Origin of the sequence: Streptomyces sp. NBC_01717 (genome assembly GCF_036248255.1) — a bacterium.
Classification (GTDB): domain Bacteria; phylum Actinomycetota; class Actinomycetes; order Streptomycetales; family Streptomycetaceae; genus Streptomyces.
Map to the genome: position 1 here is coordinate 1,591,990 of NZ_CP109178.1, position 17,764 is coordinate 1,609,753.

A 17,764-nucleotide genomic window follows, 5' to 3' on the forward strand; every position below is an offset into this window, starting at 1 on the left:
CGGAACCCGGACATGAGTGAGATCGTGGGCAGCCACGACCTGTTGCTGATCACGCTCGACACCCTGCGGTACGACGTGGCGGCGGAGCTCGCCGCCGCCGGCCGCATCCCGCATCTGGCCCGCCATCTCCCGGGCGGGGTCTGGGAGAAGCGGCATGCTCCCGGCAGCTTCACATACGCCTCCCACCAGGCGATCTTCGCGGGCTTCCTGCCGACACCCGCCGCCCCCGGCCCGCATCCGCGGCTGTTCGCGGCGCGCTTCGCGGGCAGCGAGACCACGGCTTCCCGCACCTTCGTCTTCGACACCCCCGATCTGGTGTCCGCTCTCGCCGGGGTCGGCTACCGCACGGTGTGCATCGGTGGCGTCGGATTCTTCAACCGGCAGGGCCCGCTCGGTTCGGTTCTGCCGGGCATGTTCCAGGAGAGCCACTGGGAACCGGAGTTCGGGGTTGCGTCGCCCACCTCCTTCGAGGCCCAGGTGGCCCGGGCCGAGCAGGTCGTCGCGCGGCTTCCGGCCGAACAGCGGCTGTTCCTCTTCGTCAACGTGTCTGCGCTGCACCAGCCCAACTGGTTCCACCGACCGGGCGCCACCCCGGAGGCGGGTGACTCCCGCGCCACGCATGCCGCCGCCCTGGAGTACGTCGACGCGCACATCGGCCGGCTCTTCGCCGCCGCGGGCAGCCGCCGCCGTTGCTTCGCCATCGTCTGCTCCGACCATGGCACGGCGTACGGGGACGACGGCTACACCGGTCACCGGCTCGGCCACGAGTCCGTCTGGACCGTTCCGTACGCGCACTTCTTCCTGGAACCGGGGGCCACCGCATGCTGACGAGTCAGCCCACCATCCGTCCGTACCAGAGCTATGTCTACGCCTATCCGCACAAGACGGCGTACGGGAGACTCGACGCACACCCCACCGGGCGGCCCGCGCTGCGCGAGCTGTGGGCAGCCGAGCGCAAGGACGCGCTGTCGCTCTATCTCCACATACCGTTCTGCGAGGTCCGCTGCGGCTTCTGCAACCTCTTCACCCGGATCGGCGCTCCCGATGAGCTGACGACCCGCTACCTCGACGCGCTGGACCGACAGGCCACCGCGGTCCGGGACGCGCTGGGGGACGAGGCGCCGGTGCGGTTCGCCGCGGCGGCGTTCGGCGGCGGCACCCCCACCTTTCTGACCGCCGCCGAACTGGAGCGGCTCTGCGACATCGCGGAGCAGCGGATGGGTGCCGACCTGCGCTCCGTACCCCTGTCGATCGAGACGTCGCCGTCGACCGCGACGGCCGACCGGCTGGCCGTCCTCGCCGACCGCGGGACGACCAGGATCAGCATCGGCGTACAGAGCTTCATCGACGCCGAAGCCCGCGCGGCGGTCCGCCCGCAGCGCCGCGCCGATGTGGAAGCCGCCCTCGGCCGGATCCGTGACGTGCGCATCCCGGTCCTCAACATCGACCTGATCTACGGCATCGAAGGGCAGACGGAGGACAGTTGGCGCACCTCGCTGGACGCCGCGCTCGGCTGGCAGCCGGAGGAGCTGTACCTCTATCCGCTGTACGTGCGCCCGCTGACCGGTCTGGGCCGGTACGGCGCCGACGTCGAGGCAGCGGCGGACGCGGCGTGGGACGAGCAGCGGCTGCGGCTGTACCGGGCGGGCCGGGACCATCTTCTCGCCCACGGCTACGAGCAGGTCTCGATGCGGATGTTCCGCCGTGCCGACGCCCCGCAGGAGGGCCCCGCCGACTACGCGTGCCAGACGGACGGCATGATCGGTCTGGGCTGTGGCGCCCGTTCGTACACCACACGGCTGCACTACTCGTTCGACTACGCGGTGGAGATGCGTGAAGTACGGACGATCATCGACGGCTACACCGCCACCGAGGACTTCTCACGCGCCGAAGTGGGTCGGTACGTCGACGGCGACGAGGCGCGCAGACGCCATCTCCTGCAGTCGCTGCTCCAGGCCCAGGGATTGCAACTGGCCGACTACCAAGAACGGTTCGGAACCTTGCCCGGCGACGACTTCCGCAGCGAGCTGGACCGGATCGAGGCGCGCGGCTGGCTGGACGGCGCCGCCGACGCGTCCGGGCTGCTGCGGCTGTCGCCCGAGGGCCTGGCGCACTCCGACGCGCTGGGTCCCGAGCTGTTCTCCCCCGCCGTACGGGCCGCAATGGCCGCGTACGAACTGAAGTGAGCACGCATATGGACCTGACGATCCTGTACCGCGGTCCGCTGGCGTCGTGCGACTACGACTGCCCGTACTGCCCGTTCGCCAAGCGGCGCGACAGTCCGGAACAGCTGCGTGCGGACCGTGCCGCGCTGGAGCGGTTCACCACCTGGGCGGCGGCGCAGACCGGCGACCGGATCTCGGTGCTGTTCACGCCATGGGGCGAGGGGCTGGTCCGCTCCTGGTACCGCCGGGCGCTGGTCGAGCTGGCGCAGCTGCCGCACATCGGCCGGGTCGCGATCCAGACCAATCTCAGCGGCCGCACGCGGTGGCTTGCCGAGGCGGGTGAGTCCGGTCGCGACAGGATCGCGCTGTGGTGCACGTACCACCCGGGGCAGACGCCGTACGGCCGCTTCCTCGCCAAGTGCCGGGAGCTGACCGGCCTCGGTGTCCGGTACAGCGTCGGTGTGGTCGGTCTCGACGAGCATCTCGACGAGGCGCGGCGGCTCCGTGCCGACCTGCCCGGCGAGGTGTACCTCTGGGTCAACGCCGCCGAGGGGCGGAGCTACACGGACGAGGAGGCGGACCGCTGGACGGCCCTCGACCCCCTCTTCCCGTACAGCCGGGAGCCGCACCGCTCGGCCGGGATGCCCTGCCGGACCGGCGAGTCGGTCATCTCGGTGGACGGGGAAGGCACGGTGCGCCGCTGCCACTTCGTCCCGGCCGAGCTCGGCAATCTCTACGACGGCAGCTACCGGCGGGCGTTGGGCCCGCGGGCCTGTCCGCTCGCCGTGTGCGACTGCCACATCGGATATGTGCATCTGGAGACGCTGCCGCTGTACGACGTCTTCGCGGGCGGTGTACTGGAACGCATACCGGCCGAGCCGGCGCGCGTACCGGCGCACCGGGATCAAGCGTTGCTGCCGTTGTTCCCGGTCGGCGGACGGGCCTGATCGAGCCGGACGGGCCTCGGCGAACAAGCCCGTCCGGCCGAAGAGGACACCGCGCCGGTCACAGCGGCAGCAGGTCGGGCCGCTTCGCCTCGACGTGGTCACCGGAGGACTCGCCGCGCAGCCGCCGTCCGATCCACGGCACCAGATATTCGCGCGCCCAGTGGATGTCGTCGCGCCGCACCTCGAGCGTGCCGCGCTGTGCCTGTGGCGGCCACTCCTGGTCGGGGTCGGCCGGCACATCGAGGCCGAGGACCTGGGCGGCGCGCAGCGCGACCCGGGTGTGTCCCTCGGGCGACAGATGGAGCCGGTCGTCGTCCCAGGCGCGCCTGTCCTGCACGGACCGCAGCGACCACAGGTCGAGGACCGGGCAGTCGTAGCGGTCGGCGATGGACCGCACATGGGCGGTGTAGGTGGCGATCTTGCCGCGCAGATGGCGCAGCACGGGAACGCCGCGGGTGTCGAAGCCGGTCGTGACCATGACGGTGCCGACCGACCGGGTCAGGTCGGCGACCGCGCGCTCGAAGCGTTCGGCCACGTCGTCGGGGTCGGTGCCGGGCCGGATGATGTCATTGCCGCCCGCGCAGAAGCTCACCAGGTCGGGGGCGAGTTGCTTGGCGCGGGGCACCTGTTCCTCGACTATCTGGTCGAGGAGGCGTCCGCGTACGGCGAGATTGGCGTACCGGAAGTTCCCGTGAGCCGAACCGGCGGAACCATCGCTGTTCGTCGCTGCGTCGGGGTCGGGGAGCTGGTCCGCGAGGAGTACGGCGAATCGGTCCGCCCAGCCGACGAAGGTTCCGTCCGGGCCGGGGTCTCCGACCCCCTCGGTGAAGCTGTCGCCAATCGCTGCGTACGACCCGATGGCGCCATGCCGGTTGTTGACGCCACGTTGATTTTTTCTCGAATCGTCTGCCACAAGGGCACATCCTGCACTGCTGAATGTGACCTACGCGACCGTAATAAGGGGTTGACGGGAGGTGAGATAGACCACCCGGTCAGGTTTTGGTAAAGAGGGAATAAGTGATGGGGCGGTGCGCCGCCGCGCACCGCCCCATCAACAAGCCGTTCGGATCAGGCCTGATCGGATCCGATCAGACGGAGATTCCGTGCGAAGCCAGGAAGGCGACCGGGTCGATGTCCGAGCCGTACGCGGGGCCGGTGCGGACCTCGAAGTGGAGGTGCGGGCCGGTGACGTTGCCGGTGGCACCGGAGAGGCCGATCTGCTGGCCGGTCGAGAGGGTCTGACCCACCGAGACGGAGAGCGCGGACAGGTGGCCGTACTGCGAGTAGTGGCCGTCGGCGTGCTTGACGACGACCTCGTTTCCGTACGCGCCACCCCAGCCGGCGGTGACGACGGTGCCGGAGGTGATCGCCTTCACGCTGGTGCCGGTGGCGACCGGGAAGTCGATGCCGGTGTGGCTGCCACTGGACCAGTTGGCACCGGAGGCACGGTAGTTGGTGGTGTGCTTGCCCGGGACCGGGGCGACGTAGCCGGAGCTGCTGCTCTGGGCGGGCGCGGGCTTGGTGGCCACCGGAGCCTTCGACGGGGCCGGGGCGGCCTGCGTGGTGCCGGTGGCCGCGGCGGAGCCGCCGAGGGTCAGCTTCATGCCCGGGTGGATCAGGCTCGGGTTGCCGCCGATGACCTCACGGTTGTCCTGGTACAGCTTCTCCCAGCCACCCTCGACCTTGTTGTCGGAGGCGATCTTCGCCAGGTAGTCGCCGGCGACGACGGAGTACGTCCGGGTCTCGGCCTGCTTGTTCGCGACCGGGGCGGCCGACGCGGCGTGCGTGGCGGCGGCGGAGTGCGCGACGGGGGCGGCCTGCTCCGCGGCGTGGGCACCGGTGGCACCGAGCAGCGGGAGGGCGATGACGGCCCCGCCGGCGCCGGCGGCGGCAACGCCACGAGCGATGGTGCTGGACTTCGGACGACGATGCTTACCCGATATGGGCATGAAGAATTTCCTCTCCGGCGCCTACGAGGTGAGCTGTCGGGTTCGGGCTGGAGATGCCCGGTCGCAGGAAGTGCGACTTCACCCCGAGCCGGCCGGATTTCTCCGGTCGGCGGCTTACCTGGTTCCCCCGCTCCTGCCACACGATGAGTGGGTGTGAATTCCGGTCGGCGGCAGGATTAGGCGGTCCGTCCGGATTGACGGTGACCGTAAACGAGTGAGGACGAGCAGAACAAGCCATCGGTTGCGTGCCGGAATCCGCGCCGGGAATTCGACGCGGAATTCCGGTCACACTCCGTGGATTAAGGATCTTGGCTTTCCGCGCGGTGTACGGATTACCCGGCCGCCGCGCCACCACACACCGTCACGGATATGATCCCGCTCACGAGAGACCCCTCATCTCCCGCATAATCAGGGCATGTTCTACTAAATGCCTCAATACGGACATGTCATGAACATCATCCGCGTCGGAGCCTCAGCACCTTCGCGTCCAGGTCCCCCCGCAGGCCGCTGTGCAGTCCCTGATGCAGCAGCACGGAACCGTGGTGGGCGACCCCGGTGTCCAAGCAGGTGTAGGTCGCCGTGGGGTCGAGCCCCCGCAGCCGCAGGACCGGCGGCAGCTCCCCGTACCTCTGTGCCTCCAACCACATGAGCACCACGGTCTCGTCACCGTGCGTGTACTGCACGGCGCTGAGCCCGCCGCGCGGCGCACGCAGCCGGTACAGCGCACCGTGCTGCACCACCGGACGGATCTCCTTGTACAGGTCCACCCAGCCGCGGGCCTCGGCCAGCTCCTCGTCGCTCCACTCGGTGAGGTCTCCGCCGACCCCGAGCACCCCGGCCATCGCGCTCACGAAGCGGAAGCGCAGCGAGCTCACCCTGCTGTTGAGCTGGGCATTCGGGCTGTCGGTGACCCAGGCGGCCATCACTCGAGCCGGATGGATCTGCCCGAAGCCCTCCTGGATGGCGAGCCGGTCCAGCGGGTCGGTGTTGTCGGAGGTCCACACCTGGTCGGTACGGGCGAGGATGCCCAGATCGATCCTGCCGCCGCCGCCCGAGCAGGATTCGAAGGCGACACCGGGGTGCGCCGCCCGCAGCCGGTCGATCAGCGCGTACAGCGCATCCACATGCTCGATCCAGAGCTTCTGCGGATACTCCTCGCCCGGCCAGCCCGCATCGGTGAAGCAGCGGTTGAAGTCCCATTTCACATAGTCGATCGGGGCGCCGGAGAGCAGTGAGTCGAGCTGTTCCCACAGATAGTTCTGTACATCGGTCCGGGCCAGATTCAGCACCAGCTGATTTCGGAACTCCGTGCGGGTCCGCCCGGGAAAGTGCTGCACCCAGTCAGGGTGCGCGCGGTACAGGTCGCTGTCGGCGTTCACCATCTCCGGTTCGACCCAGATACCGAACTGCATACCGAGCGCGTGCACTTCGTCGGCGAGCGGCTTCAGCCCGCCGGGGAAGCGCTCGGGGTTCGGGGTCCAGTCGCCGAGTCCCGCCCGGTCGCTGGTGCGCTGCCCGAACCACGCGTCGTCCACCACGAACAGTTCGACACCCATCGCTGCGGCGCGCACGGCCAGGGCGCGCTGCTGGTCCTCCGCGATGTCGAAGCCGGTGGCCTCCCAGGAGTTGTAGAGCACCGGCCGCAGGCTTTCGGCGTCCGGAACGACGTGGGCCAGCTGCCAGGCGTGCCAGGCCCTGCTCGCCCCGCCGAACCCTTCGGCGCTCCAGAGTCCCGCGAACACCGGTGTGGTGTACGTCTCCCCCGGTGCGAGCCGCAGCAGCCCCGAGTCGTCGTAGCCGGCCCCGCCGGTGATCTGTACGAGCCCGTCGGGAAGCTGCTGCACGGCGATCCGCCACGAGCCGGACCAGGCGAGCGCGCAGCCGTACACCTCGCCGTCCACCTCGGTGGCCGCTCCGTCCGCGTCGAGCGCGACCCAGGGCAGGAACTGGTGCCCGGTGTGACCGCGCCTGCTGGAGAGGACCTTCTCGCCGTACGTCAGCTCCGACCGCACGAGCTGCGTCTCCGCCGCCCACCGCCCGTGCAGGTGACTGAGGCGCCAGCCGTCGCGGGCGGGCAGCGCCCAGGCGGCCGCGTCGGCTCGCAGCAGCTCCAGCGGCGGTCCGTCGGGGCCGGTGTGCCTGACGGTGACCCAGCGCTCGATCACATCGGAGTCGTCCCGCATCCGGTAGTGCAGCGTCAGCGCGAGCTGCTGTACGGAGTCGGAGAACGCGATGCGCAGTTCGTCGCCGTCCACCGCCGCCTCGGCGTAGGCCCATTCGGTGCCACGGACCTCGGGGGTACGTACCGAGAGCGCGGGCCGGACGAACCGGGGACCACCCTCCACCGGGTACTCCTCGCGGCCGTCCAGCCGCGATTCGAAGCCGCGGAAGGGCAGTACCGGTGCGGCGGCGAGGGTCTCGGCGGCCGCGAGGGAGATGCGCGGCCCCCAGTGCAGATGCAGCAGTTCGTCCCGGTCCGTGAGATGCAGCGCATAGCTGCCGGTCGCCCCGGTCAGCAGCCAGGTCCGACCCGTGTCACCAGTCTCGATCATGTCATCCCCACATTCACACAGTTCCGCACATCATCAAGCTCCGACGGTCGGCCGGACAACGCCCGTGCAGGGGGAATTCACCGGCGGTCGGGGCGAGAACGGCCGAGATGATTGCCCGAGGCACTGATGTCGTATCGTCGCGGGAGTGACCTCGCCGGCGAGCCGCGCCGACGCCAGACATTCCAGGAGACACCGTGACGCAGCAGGTGCCGCAGATCCCGTCGACGGAACCCGAGCTGTCGGGCGTGCGCAACTTCCGCGACGTGGGCGGGCTGCCCACCTTCGACGGACGCCGGGTGCGGTACGGACGGCTCTTCCGCAGCGGTCACCTCGCGCACGCCACCTCCGAGGACGCGGCGTTCCTCGGCGGTCTCGGGCTGCACACGATCTTCGACTTCCGGAATGCGGCCGACCACAAGCTCGACGGCCTGGACGTAGAACTGCCGGGTGTGCGGAATGTGAGCATCCCGCTCTCCGACCCGGCCGACGGCGCCGAGTTCTGGCAGATGGTCCGCGACGGCAACATCGAGCAGCTGCGCGACATCCTCGCCGACGGCAAGGGAGCGGCCCGGATGACCGCCTCGTACCGGGCGATCGTCAGGGACCGCACCGCCGAGCACAGCCGGGTGCTGCACGCCCTGGCCGAGGACAGTGTCCCGGCGCTGATGCACTGCGCGGCGGGCAAGGACCGGGCCGGGATCTCGATCGCGGTGGCGCTGCTCGCCGTCGGGGTCGAGCGCGAGGCCATCGAGGCCGACTACCTCAAGTCCAACGAGCTGCACCGCCGGTACAAGGTGCGCCGCAGCGACACCTCGGCGACCGGGATGTCGCCCGAGGTGATGGAGCTGCTCAGCCCGCTCTTCGACGCCCGCGCCGAATATCTCGCCCAGGCCTTCACCACCATCGAGGAGACCTGGGGCAGCACCGACCGCTATCTCGCCGATGGACTGAAGCTCACTCCGCAGACGCTGGAGCGGCTGCGCGGACGGCTGCTGGACGAGGCGTAAGGACCTCCCGGCAGCGGTGGCCGGCGGTCACCCCTTGCCGGCCACCGCGAAGAGGAGGTAGAGGAAGGCCGCGAAGACGTGTCCGGCGACGAGATAGGCGACCAGCCGGATCACCACGCCGCGCGGAAACTTCCCCTCCTGCGGTCCGTCGTTCCTGGACCTGGCCGGGGTGAGCGGATCGAAGTTCTCTGAATCGGACATGACAGTCCTCTCTGGCGACCGGACGGACCGGGCTCAGCGGCGGTGGATCCCGCTGCCGAGGCACGTCTCGGCAGCAGGGCTCTGGAGCAGGGTGTGGACGAAGAGGAGCTCGGATCCGTCGCGGTCGACGGCGGCGATCCGGTGCGGGGTGAGCGAGTCGAAGTGAGCACTGTCCCCGGGGCCGAGATCGTGCACGGTGTCGCCGAGGCTCACCCGCAGCCGCCCGGCGAGTACGTACAGCCACTCCTCGCCCGGATGAACCCGTACGAGATCGCCCTGAGCGCCGTACGGCACGCGGACGCGCAGCGCCTGCATCGCCCGGCCGGAGCCACCGGCCTGCTGGTACATCCAGCCGTCGGCCTCGGCGCCCTCGAACCTGCCGGCGCGGACGATCGCGTCACGTTCCGGCGCAGTCTCGCCGAGCAGCTCGGAGACCGTCGTACCGTAGATCCTGGCAAGTCCGAGGAGCATCGGCAGCGAGGGCTGCCGCCGGCCCGTTTCGAGCCGGGAGAGATGGGCGGGGGAAAGCCCCGCACGCTGCGCGGCGCTCTCGAGGGTGAGACCACGGCTGCGACGCAGATCGCGCAGGCGTGGCGCGACCCCGGGCAGCTCGTCGGCCACCCCTCCTTCGGGAGGATTCATATACCCATTGGGCCAGGATTCTGCCTCAGAGGCAATTTTCTTGCCTCCGAGGCAAATCCTGTGGGGCTCAGCGGTGGGCGACCGCCTGCTTGACCAGTGTCCGGCCGAAGTCCCACATCAGCCCACCGCCACTGTGCGCGTCGTCCATCACCGCGGTGAACGCGGTCACGAACCGGTCCACCTCCGGCTCCCCGATGACCAGCGGCGGAATCAGCTTGATCACTTCCAGATGGTCGCCGGAGACCTGAGTGAGGATCCGGTGCTTCTGCAGCAGCGGTACGACCACCATCTGCGCGAAGAGACCCCTGCGGGCCGCCTGGAGCACGGTCCAGCGGCTGCGCAGCTTCAGCGAGGACGGCCGGCCGAACTCGATGCCGATCATCAGCCCGCGGCCACGGACCTCGTGCAGCAGCTCGTACCGCCCGATGAGCGCGGCGAGCCGTTCGCGCAGCAGATCGCCGGTGCGGCGGGCGTTGGCGACGGTCTCCTCGTCCTCCATCACCGCGAGGACCGCGAGCCCCGCCGCCATCGCCTGGGCGTTGGAGCCGAAGCTCGCCGAGTGGACCAGAACCCGGTCCATCGACGAATAGACGCGTCTGAAGATCCAGTCCTTCCCGAGGGTCGCTCCCACCGGCACATAGCCGCCGGAGAGTGCCTTGGCGACACAGACCAGATCGGGTTCGACGCCTTCCTCGTGCTGGTACGCGTAGAAGTCACCGGTCCTGCCGAGGCCGGTCTGCACCTCGTCGGCGATGAGCAGCGCCTTGTGCCGGTGCAGCAGCTCCTGCGCGGCGCGCAGGAAGCCGGGCGGCGCCTCGTGGACGCCCTTGCCCTGGATCGGCTCGACGACGAGCGCCGCCACATCGCCACGCTTCAGTTCCCGCAGCAGCCCGTCGAGGTCGCCGAGTTCGATGGCGGTGTCGGGCAGCAGTGGGGCGAAGCCGTCCCGGAAGCCGGACTCGCCGTTGACCGAGAGCGAGCCGGTCGTCAGGCCGTGGAAGGCGTGGGTGCAGTAGAGCACGCGCGGCTTCCCGGTGGCGTACCGGGCGAACTTCAGCGCGGTCTCGACGGCTTCGGTGCCGCTGTTACCGAAGAAGACCCGGTCCAGGTGCGGACTGTGCGCGAGCAGCTTCTCCGCCAGCAGCCCGGGCAGCGGTTGGCAGTCGAAGCGGGTGAGGTCGGCGAGCGAGGCGTCCAGGACGTCGTGCAGTGCCTTGCGGACGACGGGGTGGTGGCGGCCCAGACCCATCACGCCGAAGCCGGCGAGCATGTCGAGGTAGTCGTTGCCGTCCGCGTCCCAGAAGTACGCGCCCTCGGCCCGCTCGTAGACCTTGTCGAAGCCGATGGTGTGCAGCATCCGCGGCAGCTGGTGGTTGAGGTATTTCGTGTGCAGCTCATAGCGTTCGGCGCCGCGTTCCGCGAGGAGTTGCGCCAGATCGAAGCCCTTGGGGCCGCCGTCCTTCATTCCCCGCTCTCCTCAATCCGCTCGACTGCGGCCTTGGCGGCCAGCGCGGCACTGATCCGGCCGGCGATCTCGACGGGTGTGAGTCCGATGTCGGCCAGCACCTCGGCGCGCTTGCCGTGCGCGAGGAACTGCTCGGGGATGCCGAACGTGCGCAACGGTACGTCGACACCGGCATCGCGCAACGCCTGTCCGACCGCCGAACCGACGCCTCCCGCACGACTGTTGTCCTCGACGACGGCGACCAGCCGGTGTCGTCCGGCGAGCGGGGCGAGCTGTTCGTCGACCGGTTTGACCCAGCGGGGGTCGACGACCGTGCAGCGGATCCCGCCGCCCGCAAGGAGATCGGCGGCCTGCAGACAGACGGAGGCAAGCACGCCCACCGCCACGATGAGCACCTGGGGGTCGTCGGCGCGGTGCAGTACGTCCATGGCACCGACCCGGCCGATCGCCGGGACGGCCTCCCCCACCGACTCCTTCGGGAAGCGCAGCACGGTCGGCGCGTCGTCGACGGTGACGGCTTCGCGCAGCTCCTCCCGAAGCCGGTCGGCGTCGCGCGGGGCGGCGATCCGGAGCCCGGGCACGACCTGGAGCACGGACAGGTCCCACATGCCGTTGTGCGAAGGACCGTCCGGGCCGGTGACACCCGCCCGGTCGAGGACGAACGTCACCCCGCACCTGTGCAGCGCGACGTCCATCAGGAGCTGGTCGAAGGCGCGGTTGAGGAACGTGGCGTAGACGGCGACGACCGGATGCAGCCCGCCGGTGGCGAGCCCCGCCGCGGAGACCGCCGCATGCTGCTCGGCGATCCCGACGTCCCAGACCCGGTCGGGGAACGCCTCGGCGAACTTCGTCAGCCCGACGGGGTGCAGCATCGCCGCCGTGATCGCGACGACGTCCGGCCGCTCCGCACCGATCTCGGCGATCTCGTCCCCGAACACCGAGGTCCACGACGGGTTACCGAGCGGTGCGAGCGGGGCACAGGTCAGCGGGTCCATCGCACCGACGGTGTGGAACCGGTCCGCCTCGTCCTCCAGCGCGGGCGCGTACCCACGGCCCTTCTCGGTGAGGCAGTGCACCAGCACCGGGCCGTGGAAGCGTTTCGCCCGGCTGAGCGCGGACTCGACGGCCGCGATGTCGTGCCCGTCGACCGGCCCGACGTACTTGAGCCCCAGGTCCTCGAACATGCCCTGCGGGGCGAAGGCGTCCTTGAACCCCTTCTTCGCGCCGTGCAGCGACTCGTACAGCGGCTGTCCGACGACGGGTGTGCGCTGCAGGACGTCCTTGCCCCACGACAGGAAGCGCTCGTATCCGTCGGTGGTACGGAGGGTGGCGAGGTGGTCGGCGAGGCCGCCTATGGTCGGGCCGTACGAACGCTCGTTGTCGTTCACCACGATGATCAGCGGCCGGTCCCTGGCCGCCGCGATGTTGTTGAGCGCCTCCCACGCCATGCCGCCGGTGAGCGCCCCGTCCCCGATGACGGCGACGACATGGTGGGGGCGGCCGAGCACCTCGTTCGCCTTGGCCAGGCCGTCCGCCCAGCCGAGCGCGGTCGAGGCGTGCGAGTTCTCGATGACGTCGTGCGCGGACTCCTCGCGCGACGGGTAGCCGGACAGGCCGCCCCTCCCGCGCAGCTTGGAGAAGTCCTGCCGCCCGGTGAGCAGTTTGTGTACGTAGCTCTGGTGCCCGGTGTCCCACAGGATGCGGTCCACGGGTGAGTCGAAGGCCCGGTGCAGGGCGATGGACAGCTCCACCACCCCCAGGTTGGGCCCCAGATGGCCGCCGGTCCTGGCCACCGCCTCGATCAGGAACTTCCTGATGTCCTCGGCGAGTTCACCGAGTTCCGGTCCGCTCAGTGCCTTCAGGTCGTGCGGCCCCCGAATGGTCTCCAGAATGGTCACGCTCGGGCCCCCTCTCCGGTCCTGTTTCAGCTCACGGTGACGGCGGGAACCCCTGATGGCGTCCCCGCGTCTTCCATGCCCTCGGCGATCTTCAGGGCTTCCTCGATGAGCGTCTCGACGATCTTCGACTCGGGAACCGTCTTGATGATCTCGCCCTTGACGAAGATCTGACCCTTGCCGTTCCCCGACGCCACACCCAGATCCGCCTCACGGGCCTCACCCGGACCATTGACGACACAGCCCATCACGGCAACCCGCAACGGCACCTCCATGCCCTCAAGACCCGCAGACACCTGATCCGCCAGCTTGTACACATCCACCTGCGCACGACCGCACGACGGACACGACACGATCTCCAACCGCCGCTGCTTCAGATTCAACGACTCCAGAATCTGCAGACCGACCTTGACCTCCTCGGCCGGCGGCGCCGACAACGACACCCGGATCGTGTCCCCGATCCCCTCACTCAACAACGCACCGAACGCCACCGCGGACTTGATCGTCCCCTGGAACGCCGGCCCCGCCTCCGTCACCCCCAGATGCAACGGGTAATCACACTGAGCCGCCAGCTGACGGTACGCATTCACCATCACCACCGGATCGTTGTGCTTCACCGAGATCTTGATGTCCCGGAACCCGTGCTCCTCGAACAGCGACGCCTCCCACAACGCCGACTCCACCAGAGCCTCAGGCGTCGCCTTCCCGTACTTCCTCAACAACCGCGCATCCAACGAACCCGCATTCACACCGATCCGGATCGGCGTCCCCGCATCGTTCGCCGCCCGCGCGATCTCCTTCACCTTGTCATCGAACTGCTTGATGTTCCCCGGATTCACCCGCACCGCAGCACAGCCCGCATCAATCGCCGCGAACACATACTTCGGCTGGAAATGAATATCCGCGATCACCGGAATCTGCGACTTACGCGCAATCGTCGCAAGCGCATCCGCATCATCCTGCGTCGGACACGCAACCCGCACGATCTGACAGCCCGACGCCGTCAGCTCCGCGATCTGCTGCAACGTCGCACCGACGTCCGACGTCCGGGTCGTGGTCATCGACTGCACCGACACCGGCGCATCCCCACCGACCGCCACCGACCCGACCTGGATGCGCCGCGAGGGGCGGCGCACCGCGAGCGGCCGGGCCGGCAGCTCGGGGAGACCCAGTGCGACTGGTTCTCCAGTGGTCATGACGTCACCGGCTCCCGGCGACGGTCTCGCGCGCGGCACGCAGGGACTCCTTGAGAGAGCCCATCGTGGCGAGGACGGCAGTGGGCTCGTAGCCGCAGTGCGCCATGCAGTTGGCGCAGCGCGGATCCTTGCCGCGGCCGTACTTGTCCCAGTCGGTCTCCTCGATGAGTTCCCGGTACGTAGGGACGTACCCGTCGCTCATCAGATAGCAGGGCCGCTGCCAGCCGAAGAGCGAGTAGTTGGGGATCGCCCAGGCCGTGCACGGGAAGTCCGCCTTGCCCTCGAGGAAGTCCAGGAAGAGCGGCGAGTGGTTCAGCCGCCAGCGGGCCCGGTTACCGCCCGCGAAGGACTTCTTGAAGAGCTCGCGGGTCTGCTCGACGCCGAGGAAGTGCTCCTGGTCGGGAGCCTTCTCGTACGCGTAGGCGGGCGAGATCATCATCTCGTCGACCTTCAGGTCGTCATTGAGGTAGTTCAGGACCTCGATGACGGTCTGCGGGGTGTCGGTGTTGAAGAAGGTGGAGTTCGTGGTGACCCGGAAGCCGCGCCGCTTGGCCTCCTTGATCGCCGCCACCGCCTCGTCGAACACGCCTTCCTTGGCCACCGATTCGTCATGCCGCTCACGCAGACCGTCGATGTGCACGGCGAAGGCGAAGAACGGGGACGGGGTGAATTTCTCCATCTTCTTGCGCAGCAGCATCGCATTGGTGCAGAGGAAGACGTACTTCTTCCGCGCCACCAGCTGCCGCACGATTTCGTCGATCTGCGGGTGCATCAGGGGTTCACCGCCCGCGATGGACACCATCGGGGCACCCGATTCCAGCACCGCGCCGACGGCCTGGGCCACCGGCATCCGCTGCTTGAGCACTCCGGCCGGATGCTGGATCTTTCCGCAGCCCTCGCACGCCAGATTGCAGGCGAACAAAGGCTCCAGCTCGACAATGAGCGGGAATTTGTCCCGCTTGCGGAGCTTCTGTTCAACGAGGTACGTCGCAACCTTGATGGTCTGACGGAGCGGCATGGCCATCTAGCTCACCTCCTGGGGAGCAGCAAAGATCGGTGCCATTCATAGAAAGCCGGCAGGACAGCACGGAGAACACGGAAAGCCGATATTCCACCGCGTACCGTGCCGATGCGGACGAGCTCGTGCTCCGGAGCGTCCACGACCACCCGTACGGCCGCAACGGGGCGTACCCCGGTGCGCAGGGCGGTACGAAGGGTGGCGGCGGACTCCATGTCCACAGCGATCGCTCCGGTGGCCCGCAGTTCGGCCCGCTCATGTCCGCGCACGACATGGTCGGAGCCGGTCAGCGGACCGGTGTGGACGGTGCGGCCCGGCACCGTCCTGGCGAGTGCCTCGGCGAGCAGACCCGCACCGGTGCAGGGCGTCGAGTCGCCGGCCTCCCGGGTCTCGTCGGCGACCACCAGGTCTCCCGGGTGCATGCCGGGCGCGAGCCCGGCACAGAACCCGGAGGCGATGACCGCGGCGCCGAGCGCCGGGTCCTGGCCGAGCGCGTGCGCCACGGCCGTCTCGGCGGCTTTCGGGCCCATGCCCGTACGGAGCACGGTCACCTGGCCCGGGGCGTCGCCCGCCTTTCCTCTGCCACTGCGCAGGGCGAGTTGCTCGATACCGAGCGCGCAGGCGATCAGCAGCGGCCCCGCGGGGCCGGACGGCCCCGGTGCATCGCCCATCAGGCCCCCTCCCGGACGGCCGTGCGGTCGGCGAACGGGTCGCCGTACACGTACCGCCCGAGTGCGGTGAGCGGGAAGACCTGCCGGTAGAGGTGGTAGTTGATGGAGAAGTCCCAGGGGAACCCGGTGCCGGTGAAGTACGGCTCGTCCCAGGATCCGTCGGCCTGCTGGGCCTCGGTCAGCCAGGCGATGCCCCGGGTCACCGCCGTGCTCTCGCGCCGGCCGGCAGCGAGGAGGGCGAGGAGGGCCCAGGCGGTCTGGGACGCGGTCGACGCACCGTTCCCGATCCACTTCTCCTCCTGGTACGAGCGCAGGTCCTCGCCCCAGCCGCCGTCGTCGTTCTGCACGGACTCCAGCCAGCCGACCGCCCGGCGGATCGCCGGATGGGCAGCGGGCAGCCCGGCAGCGACCAGGGCGGGCACCACCGACCCTGTTCCGTACACGTAGTTGACGCCCCAACGGCCGAACCAGGCACCGCTCGCCTCCTGTTCGGCAAGCAGCCACTCGATGCCGCGCCGGGTGGCGGGGTGATCGGACCGCCCCTCCATGGCGAGCATCTCCACCACGTGTCCGGTGACATCGGCGGACGGCGGATCGATGACCTCGCCGAAGTCACAGAAGGGCAGCCGGTTGGGGAACGGGCTGGTGTTGTCGGCGTCGAATGCGCCCCAGGCCCCGTTGCGGGACTGCATGCCGAGGTTCCAGCGCACCCCGCGTTCGATGGCGGCCTCGACACCTGCCGGATTCGGATGCCGGACCCGGCGCAGCGCGAGGACCACCTCGGCGGTGTCGTCAATGTCCGGGTAGTTGTCGTTGTGGAACTCGAACGCCCATCCGCCCGGGTCGAGTTGAGGTCGACGCACGGACCAGTCGCCGGGCCTGACGATCTCCTCGCCGAGCATCCAGTCCGCCGCTTTCACGAGCGCAGGATGGTCCGGCCTGACTCCGGCATCGGCAAGCGCGATGGTGGCGAGGCAGGTGTCCCAGACCGGTGACTGGCAGGCCTCGATCATGCGGGCGCCGTCCTCGCGCCAGATGGCGAACCGGTTCAGCGAGTCCAGGCCGGCCCGCATCACCGGGTGGTCGAGGTCGTAACCGAGGAGATGCAGGGCGATGACGGAGTACACGGCGGGCGGCTGGATGCCGCCCCAGCAGCCGTCGTTCTCCTGGCGTTCGATGATCCAGCGCGCTGCCGCATTCATGGCGATCCGGCGCAGCCGGCGCGGGGCCACCTTGTGGTAGACGTGCAGCGCCTTGTCGAGGCGTTGGAAGACGCCGTCCCAACTGGCCGCCGGGGCACGGCGTTTGGGTGGGTTGGGGACGAGCGGGTCGGCGTGCAGCTCGTCGAGGGCGAAGGGCGCGGGCCGTACCGGACGCTTCGCCGAGACGACGGTCAGCGGCACAATCGTCTGCCGGGCCCAGCAGCCGAAGTCGTAGATGTTGAGCGGGACCCACTTCGGGAAGAACATCAGCTCCGGTGGGAGCTCGGGCAGGTCGTCCCATTTCCACCAGCCGAACAGGGCCAGCCAGATCCGGGTGAAGACGCGGCTCTCGGCGATGCCACCCTGCTCCCTGATCCACCGCGAGGCGCGGGCCATGTGCGGATCGTCCGGCCGGTCTCCGGCCAGCCGCAGCGCGACGTACGCCTCGATGGTGGTGGAGAGTTCGCCCGGCCCTCCGTGGAAGGTGGCCCAGGTGCCGTCGCCGAGCTGTTCGCCGCGGATGAAGCGGGCGGCCGACTCGACGGTGGCCGGGTCCTGAATGCCGAGGAACTGGCGGAGCAGCAGATCCTCGGCGTCCATGGTGACGTTGGTGGCGAGGTCGCCCTTCCACCAGCCCTGGTCGTCCTGTCTGCCGAGGAGATGCTCCACCGAGCGTTCCGCGGCCCGCCGCGCGGCGGCGAGCACGTCGTCCGCGGCGATGGTTGATTCGGTCGGTTCGCTGGCCGAGGCTGCGCGGGGGTCAAGAGCCCCGGTGCTTCCGTCGGTCGTCGCTGTCATGGCTTCCCCTTCGTGCAGTTGGTCCTCTGCTGTGCTGGGGTCTCCGTCGGTCGGCG

Annotated in this window: 15 protein-coding genes and 1 riboswitch; of the genes, 4 read left to right on the plus strand and 11 right to left on the minus strand. The window is 69.4% G+C overall.

The window, feature by feature from the left end; all coding sequences use genetic code 11:
• The first annotated feature begins 12 nt into the window (after nucleotides 1–12).
• From OHB49_RS07380 to OHB49_RS07390, 3 genes are read left to right on the plus strand one after another with little or no spacing between them, the layout of a single operon-like run.
• On the plus strand, nucleotides 13–828 hold the full coding sequence (locus tag OHB49_RS07380; RefSeq protein WP_329158903.1) for an STM4013/SEN3800 family hydrolase: 816 nt from the start codon (nucleotides 13–15) through the stop codon (nucleotides 826–828).
• Nucleotides 822–2,186: an STM4012 family radical SAM protein gene (locus tag OHB49_RS07385; RefSeq protein ID WP_329158904.1), complete on the plus strand. Its 1,365-nt coding sequence runs from the start codon at nucleotides 822–824 to the stop codon at nucleotides 2,184–2,186. The genes OHB49_RS07380 and OHB49_RS07385 overlap by 7 nt, the downstream gene beginning before the upstream one ends.
• A gap of 8 nt (nucleotides 2,187–2,194) precedes the next feature.
• Nucleotides 2,195–3,112 carry an STM4011 family radical SAM protein gene (locus OHB49_RS07390; RefSeq protein WP_329158907.1) on the plus strand — a complete coding sequence of 306 codons (918 nt, stop codon included), beginning with the start codon at nucleotides 2,195–2,197 and terminating at the stop codon, nucleotides 3,110–3,112.
• 58 nt (nucleotides 3,113–3,170) lie between these two features.
• On the opposite strand, the gene OHB49_RS07395 is transcribed toward OHB49_RS07390, so the two are convergent.
• The 3 genes from OHB49_RS07395 to OHB49_RS07405 form a co-directional block, all read right to left on the minus strand.
• Complete coding sequence (locus tag OHB49_RS07395; protein ID WP_329158909.1) at nucleotides 3,171–4,025, minus strand: SGNH/GDSL hydrolase family protein; 855 nt, start codon at nucleotides 4,023–4,025, stop codon at nucleotides 3,171–3,173.
• 175 nt (nucleotides 4,026–4,200) lie between these two features.
• Complete coding sequence (locus OHB49_RS07400) at nucleotides 4,201–5,061, minus strand: M23 family metallopeptidase (protein ID WP_329158911.1); 861 nt, start codon at nucleotides 5,059–5,061, stop codon at nucleotides 4,201–4,203.
• 3 nt (nucleotides 5,062–5,064) lie between these two features.
• Nucleotides 5,065–5,225, minus strand: a riboswitch (cyclic di-AMP (ydaO/yuaA leader).
• A 291-nt stretch (nucleotides 5,226–5,516) separates the two neighbouring features.
• Nucleotides 5,517–7,613: an alpha-galactosidase gene (locus tag OHB49_RS07405; protein WP_329158912.1), complete on the minus strand. Its 2,097-nt coding sequence runs from the start codon at nucleotides 7,611–7,613 to the stop codon at nucleotides 5,517–5,519.
• A gap of 194 nt (nucleotides 7,614–7,807) precedes the next feature.
• On the opposite strand from OHB49_RS07405, the gene OHB49_RS07410 reads away from it, so the two are divergent.
• Complete coding sequence (locus OHB49_RS07410; protein WP_329158913.1) at nucleotides 7,808–8,620, plus strand: tyrosine-protein phosphatase; 813 nt, start codon at nucleotides 7,808–7,810, stop codon at nucleotides 8,618–8,620.
• 27 nt (nucleotides 8,621–8,647) lie between these two features.
• Here OHB49_RS07410 and OHB49_RS07415 read toward each other — a convergent pair whose 3' ends face one another.
• The 8 genes from OHB49_RS07415 to shc all read right to left on the minus strand — a co-directional run bounded on the left by OHB49_RS07415 (nucleotide 8,648) and on the right by shc (nucleotide 17,708).
• Nucleotides 8,648–8,821 (minus strand): DUF6126 family protein, encoded by a 174-nt coding sequence (locus OHB49_RS07415; protein ID WP_199919215.1) that lies wholly within the window; start codon nucleotides 8,819–8,821, stop codon nucleotides 8,648–8,650.
• Between the two features lie 33 nt (nucleotides 8,822–8,854).
• Entirely contained in the window at nucleotides 8,855–9,463 is a 609-nt protein-coding gene (locus OHB49_RS07420; protein ID WP_329158915.1) for a helix-turn-helix domain-containing protein, read from the minus strand.
• Between the two features lie 67 nt (nucleotides 9,464–9,530).
• The gene (locus OHB49_RS07425; RefSeq protein WP_329158917.1) at nucleotides 9,531–10,928 is read right to left on the minus strand and encodes an aspartate aminotransferase family protein; all 1,398 of its coding nucleotides are present in this window, start codon (nucleotides 10,926–10,928) and stop codon (nucleotides 9,531–9,533) included.
• Nucleotides 10,925–12,826 (minus strand): 1-deoxy-D-xylulose-5-phosphate synthase, encoded by a 1,902-nt coding sequence (gene dxs, locus OHB49_RS07430; RefSeq protein ID WP_329158919.1) that lies wholly within the window; start codon nucleotides 12,824–12,826, stop codon nucleotides 10,925–10,927. Before dxs ends, OHB49_RS07425 begins: the two co-directional genes overlap by 4 nt.
• A gap of 26 nt (nucleotides 12,827–12,852) precedes the next feature.
• The gene (ispG, locus tag OHB49_RS07435; RefSeq protein WP_329158920.1) at nucleotides 12,853–14,019 is read right to left on the minus strand and encodes a flavodoxin-dependent (E)-4-hydroxy-3-methylbut-2-enyl-diphosphate synthase; all 1,167 of its coding nucleotides are present in this window, start codon (nucleotides 14,017–14,019) and stop codon (nucleotides 12,853–12,855) included.
• A gap of 4 nt (nucleotides 14,020–14,023) precedes the next feature.
• On the minus strand, nucleotides 14,024–15,043 hold the full coding sequence (gene hpnH / locus OHB49_RS07440; RefSeq protein ID WP_327127806.1) for an adenosyl-hopene transferase HpnH: 1,020 nt from the start codon (nucleotides 15,041–15,043) through the stop codon (nucleotides 14,024–14,026).
• A gap of 5 nt (nucleotides 15,044–15,048) precedes the next feature.
• The gene (locus OHB49_RS07445) at nucleotides 15,049–15,708 is read right to left on the minus strand and encodes a phosphorylase family protein (protein ID WP_329158924.1); all 660 of its coding nucleotides are present in this window, start codon (nucleotides 15,706–15,708) and stop codon (nucleotides 15,049–15,051) included.
• Nucleotides 15,708–17,708: a squalene--hopene cyclase gene (gene shc / locus OHB49_RS07450; RefSeq protein ID WP_329158926.1), complete on the minus strand. Its 2,001-nt coding sequence runs from the start codon at nucleotides 17,706–17,708 to the stop codon at nucleotides 15,708–15,710. The genes OHB49_RS07445 and shc overlap by 1 nt, the downstream gene beginning before the upstream one ends.
• Between the last annotated feature and the right edge of the window lie 56 nt (nucleotides 17,709–17,764).

Coding starts and splice junctions, on each gene's coding strand:
- OHB49_RS07380 (WP_329158903.1), top strand. CDS start 13: ATGAGTGAGATCGTGGGCAGCCACGACCTGTTGCTGATCACGCTCGAC.
- OHB49_RS07385 (WP_329158904.1), top strand. CDS start 822: ATGCTGACGAGTCAGCCCACCATCCGTCCGTACCAGAGCTATGTCTAC.
- OHB49_RS07390 (WP_329158907.1), top strand. CDS start 2,195: ATGGACCTGACGATCCTGTACCGCGGTCCGCTGGCGTCGTGCGACTAC.
- OHB49_RS07400 (WP_329158911.1), bottom strand. CDS start 5,061: ATGCCCATATCGGGTAAGCATCGTCGTCCGAAGTCCAGCACCATCGCT.
- OHB49_RS07405 (WP_329158912.1), bottom strand. CDS start 7,613: ATGATCGAGACTGGTGACACGGGTCGGACCTGGCTGCTGACCGGGGCG.
- OHB49_RS07415 (WP_199919215.1), bottom strand. CDS start 8,821: ATGTCCGATTCAGAGAACTTCGATCCGCTCACCCCGGCCAGGTCCAGG.
- OHB49_RS07420 (WP_329158915.1), bottom strand. CDS start 9,463: ATGAATCCTCCCGAAGGAGGGGTGGCCGACGAGCTGCCCGGGGTCGCG.
- OHB49_RS07425 (WP_329158917.1), bottom strand. CDS start 10,928: ATGAAGGACGGCGGCCCCAAGGGCTTCGATCTGGCGCAACTCCTCGCG.
- ispG (WP_329158920.1), bottom strand. CDS start 14,019: ATGACCACTGGAGAACCAGTCGCACTGGGTCTCCCCGAGCTGCCGGCC.
- hpnH (WP_327127806.1), bottom strand. CDS start 15,043: ATGGCCATGCCGCTCCGTCAGACCATCAAGGTTGCGACGTACCTCGTT.
- OHB49_RS07445 (WP_329158924.1), bottom strand. CDS start 15,708: ATGGGCGATGCACCGGGGCCGTCCGGCCCCGCGGGGCCGCTGCTGATC.
- shc (WP_329158926.1), bottom strand. CDS start 17,708: ATGACAGCGACGACCGACGGAAGCACCGGGGCTCTTGACCCCCGCGCA.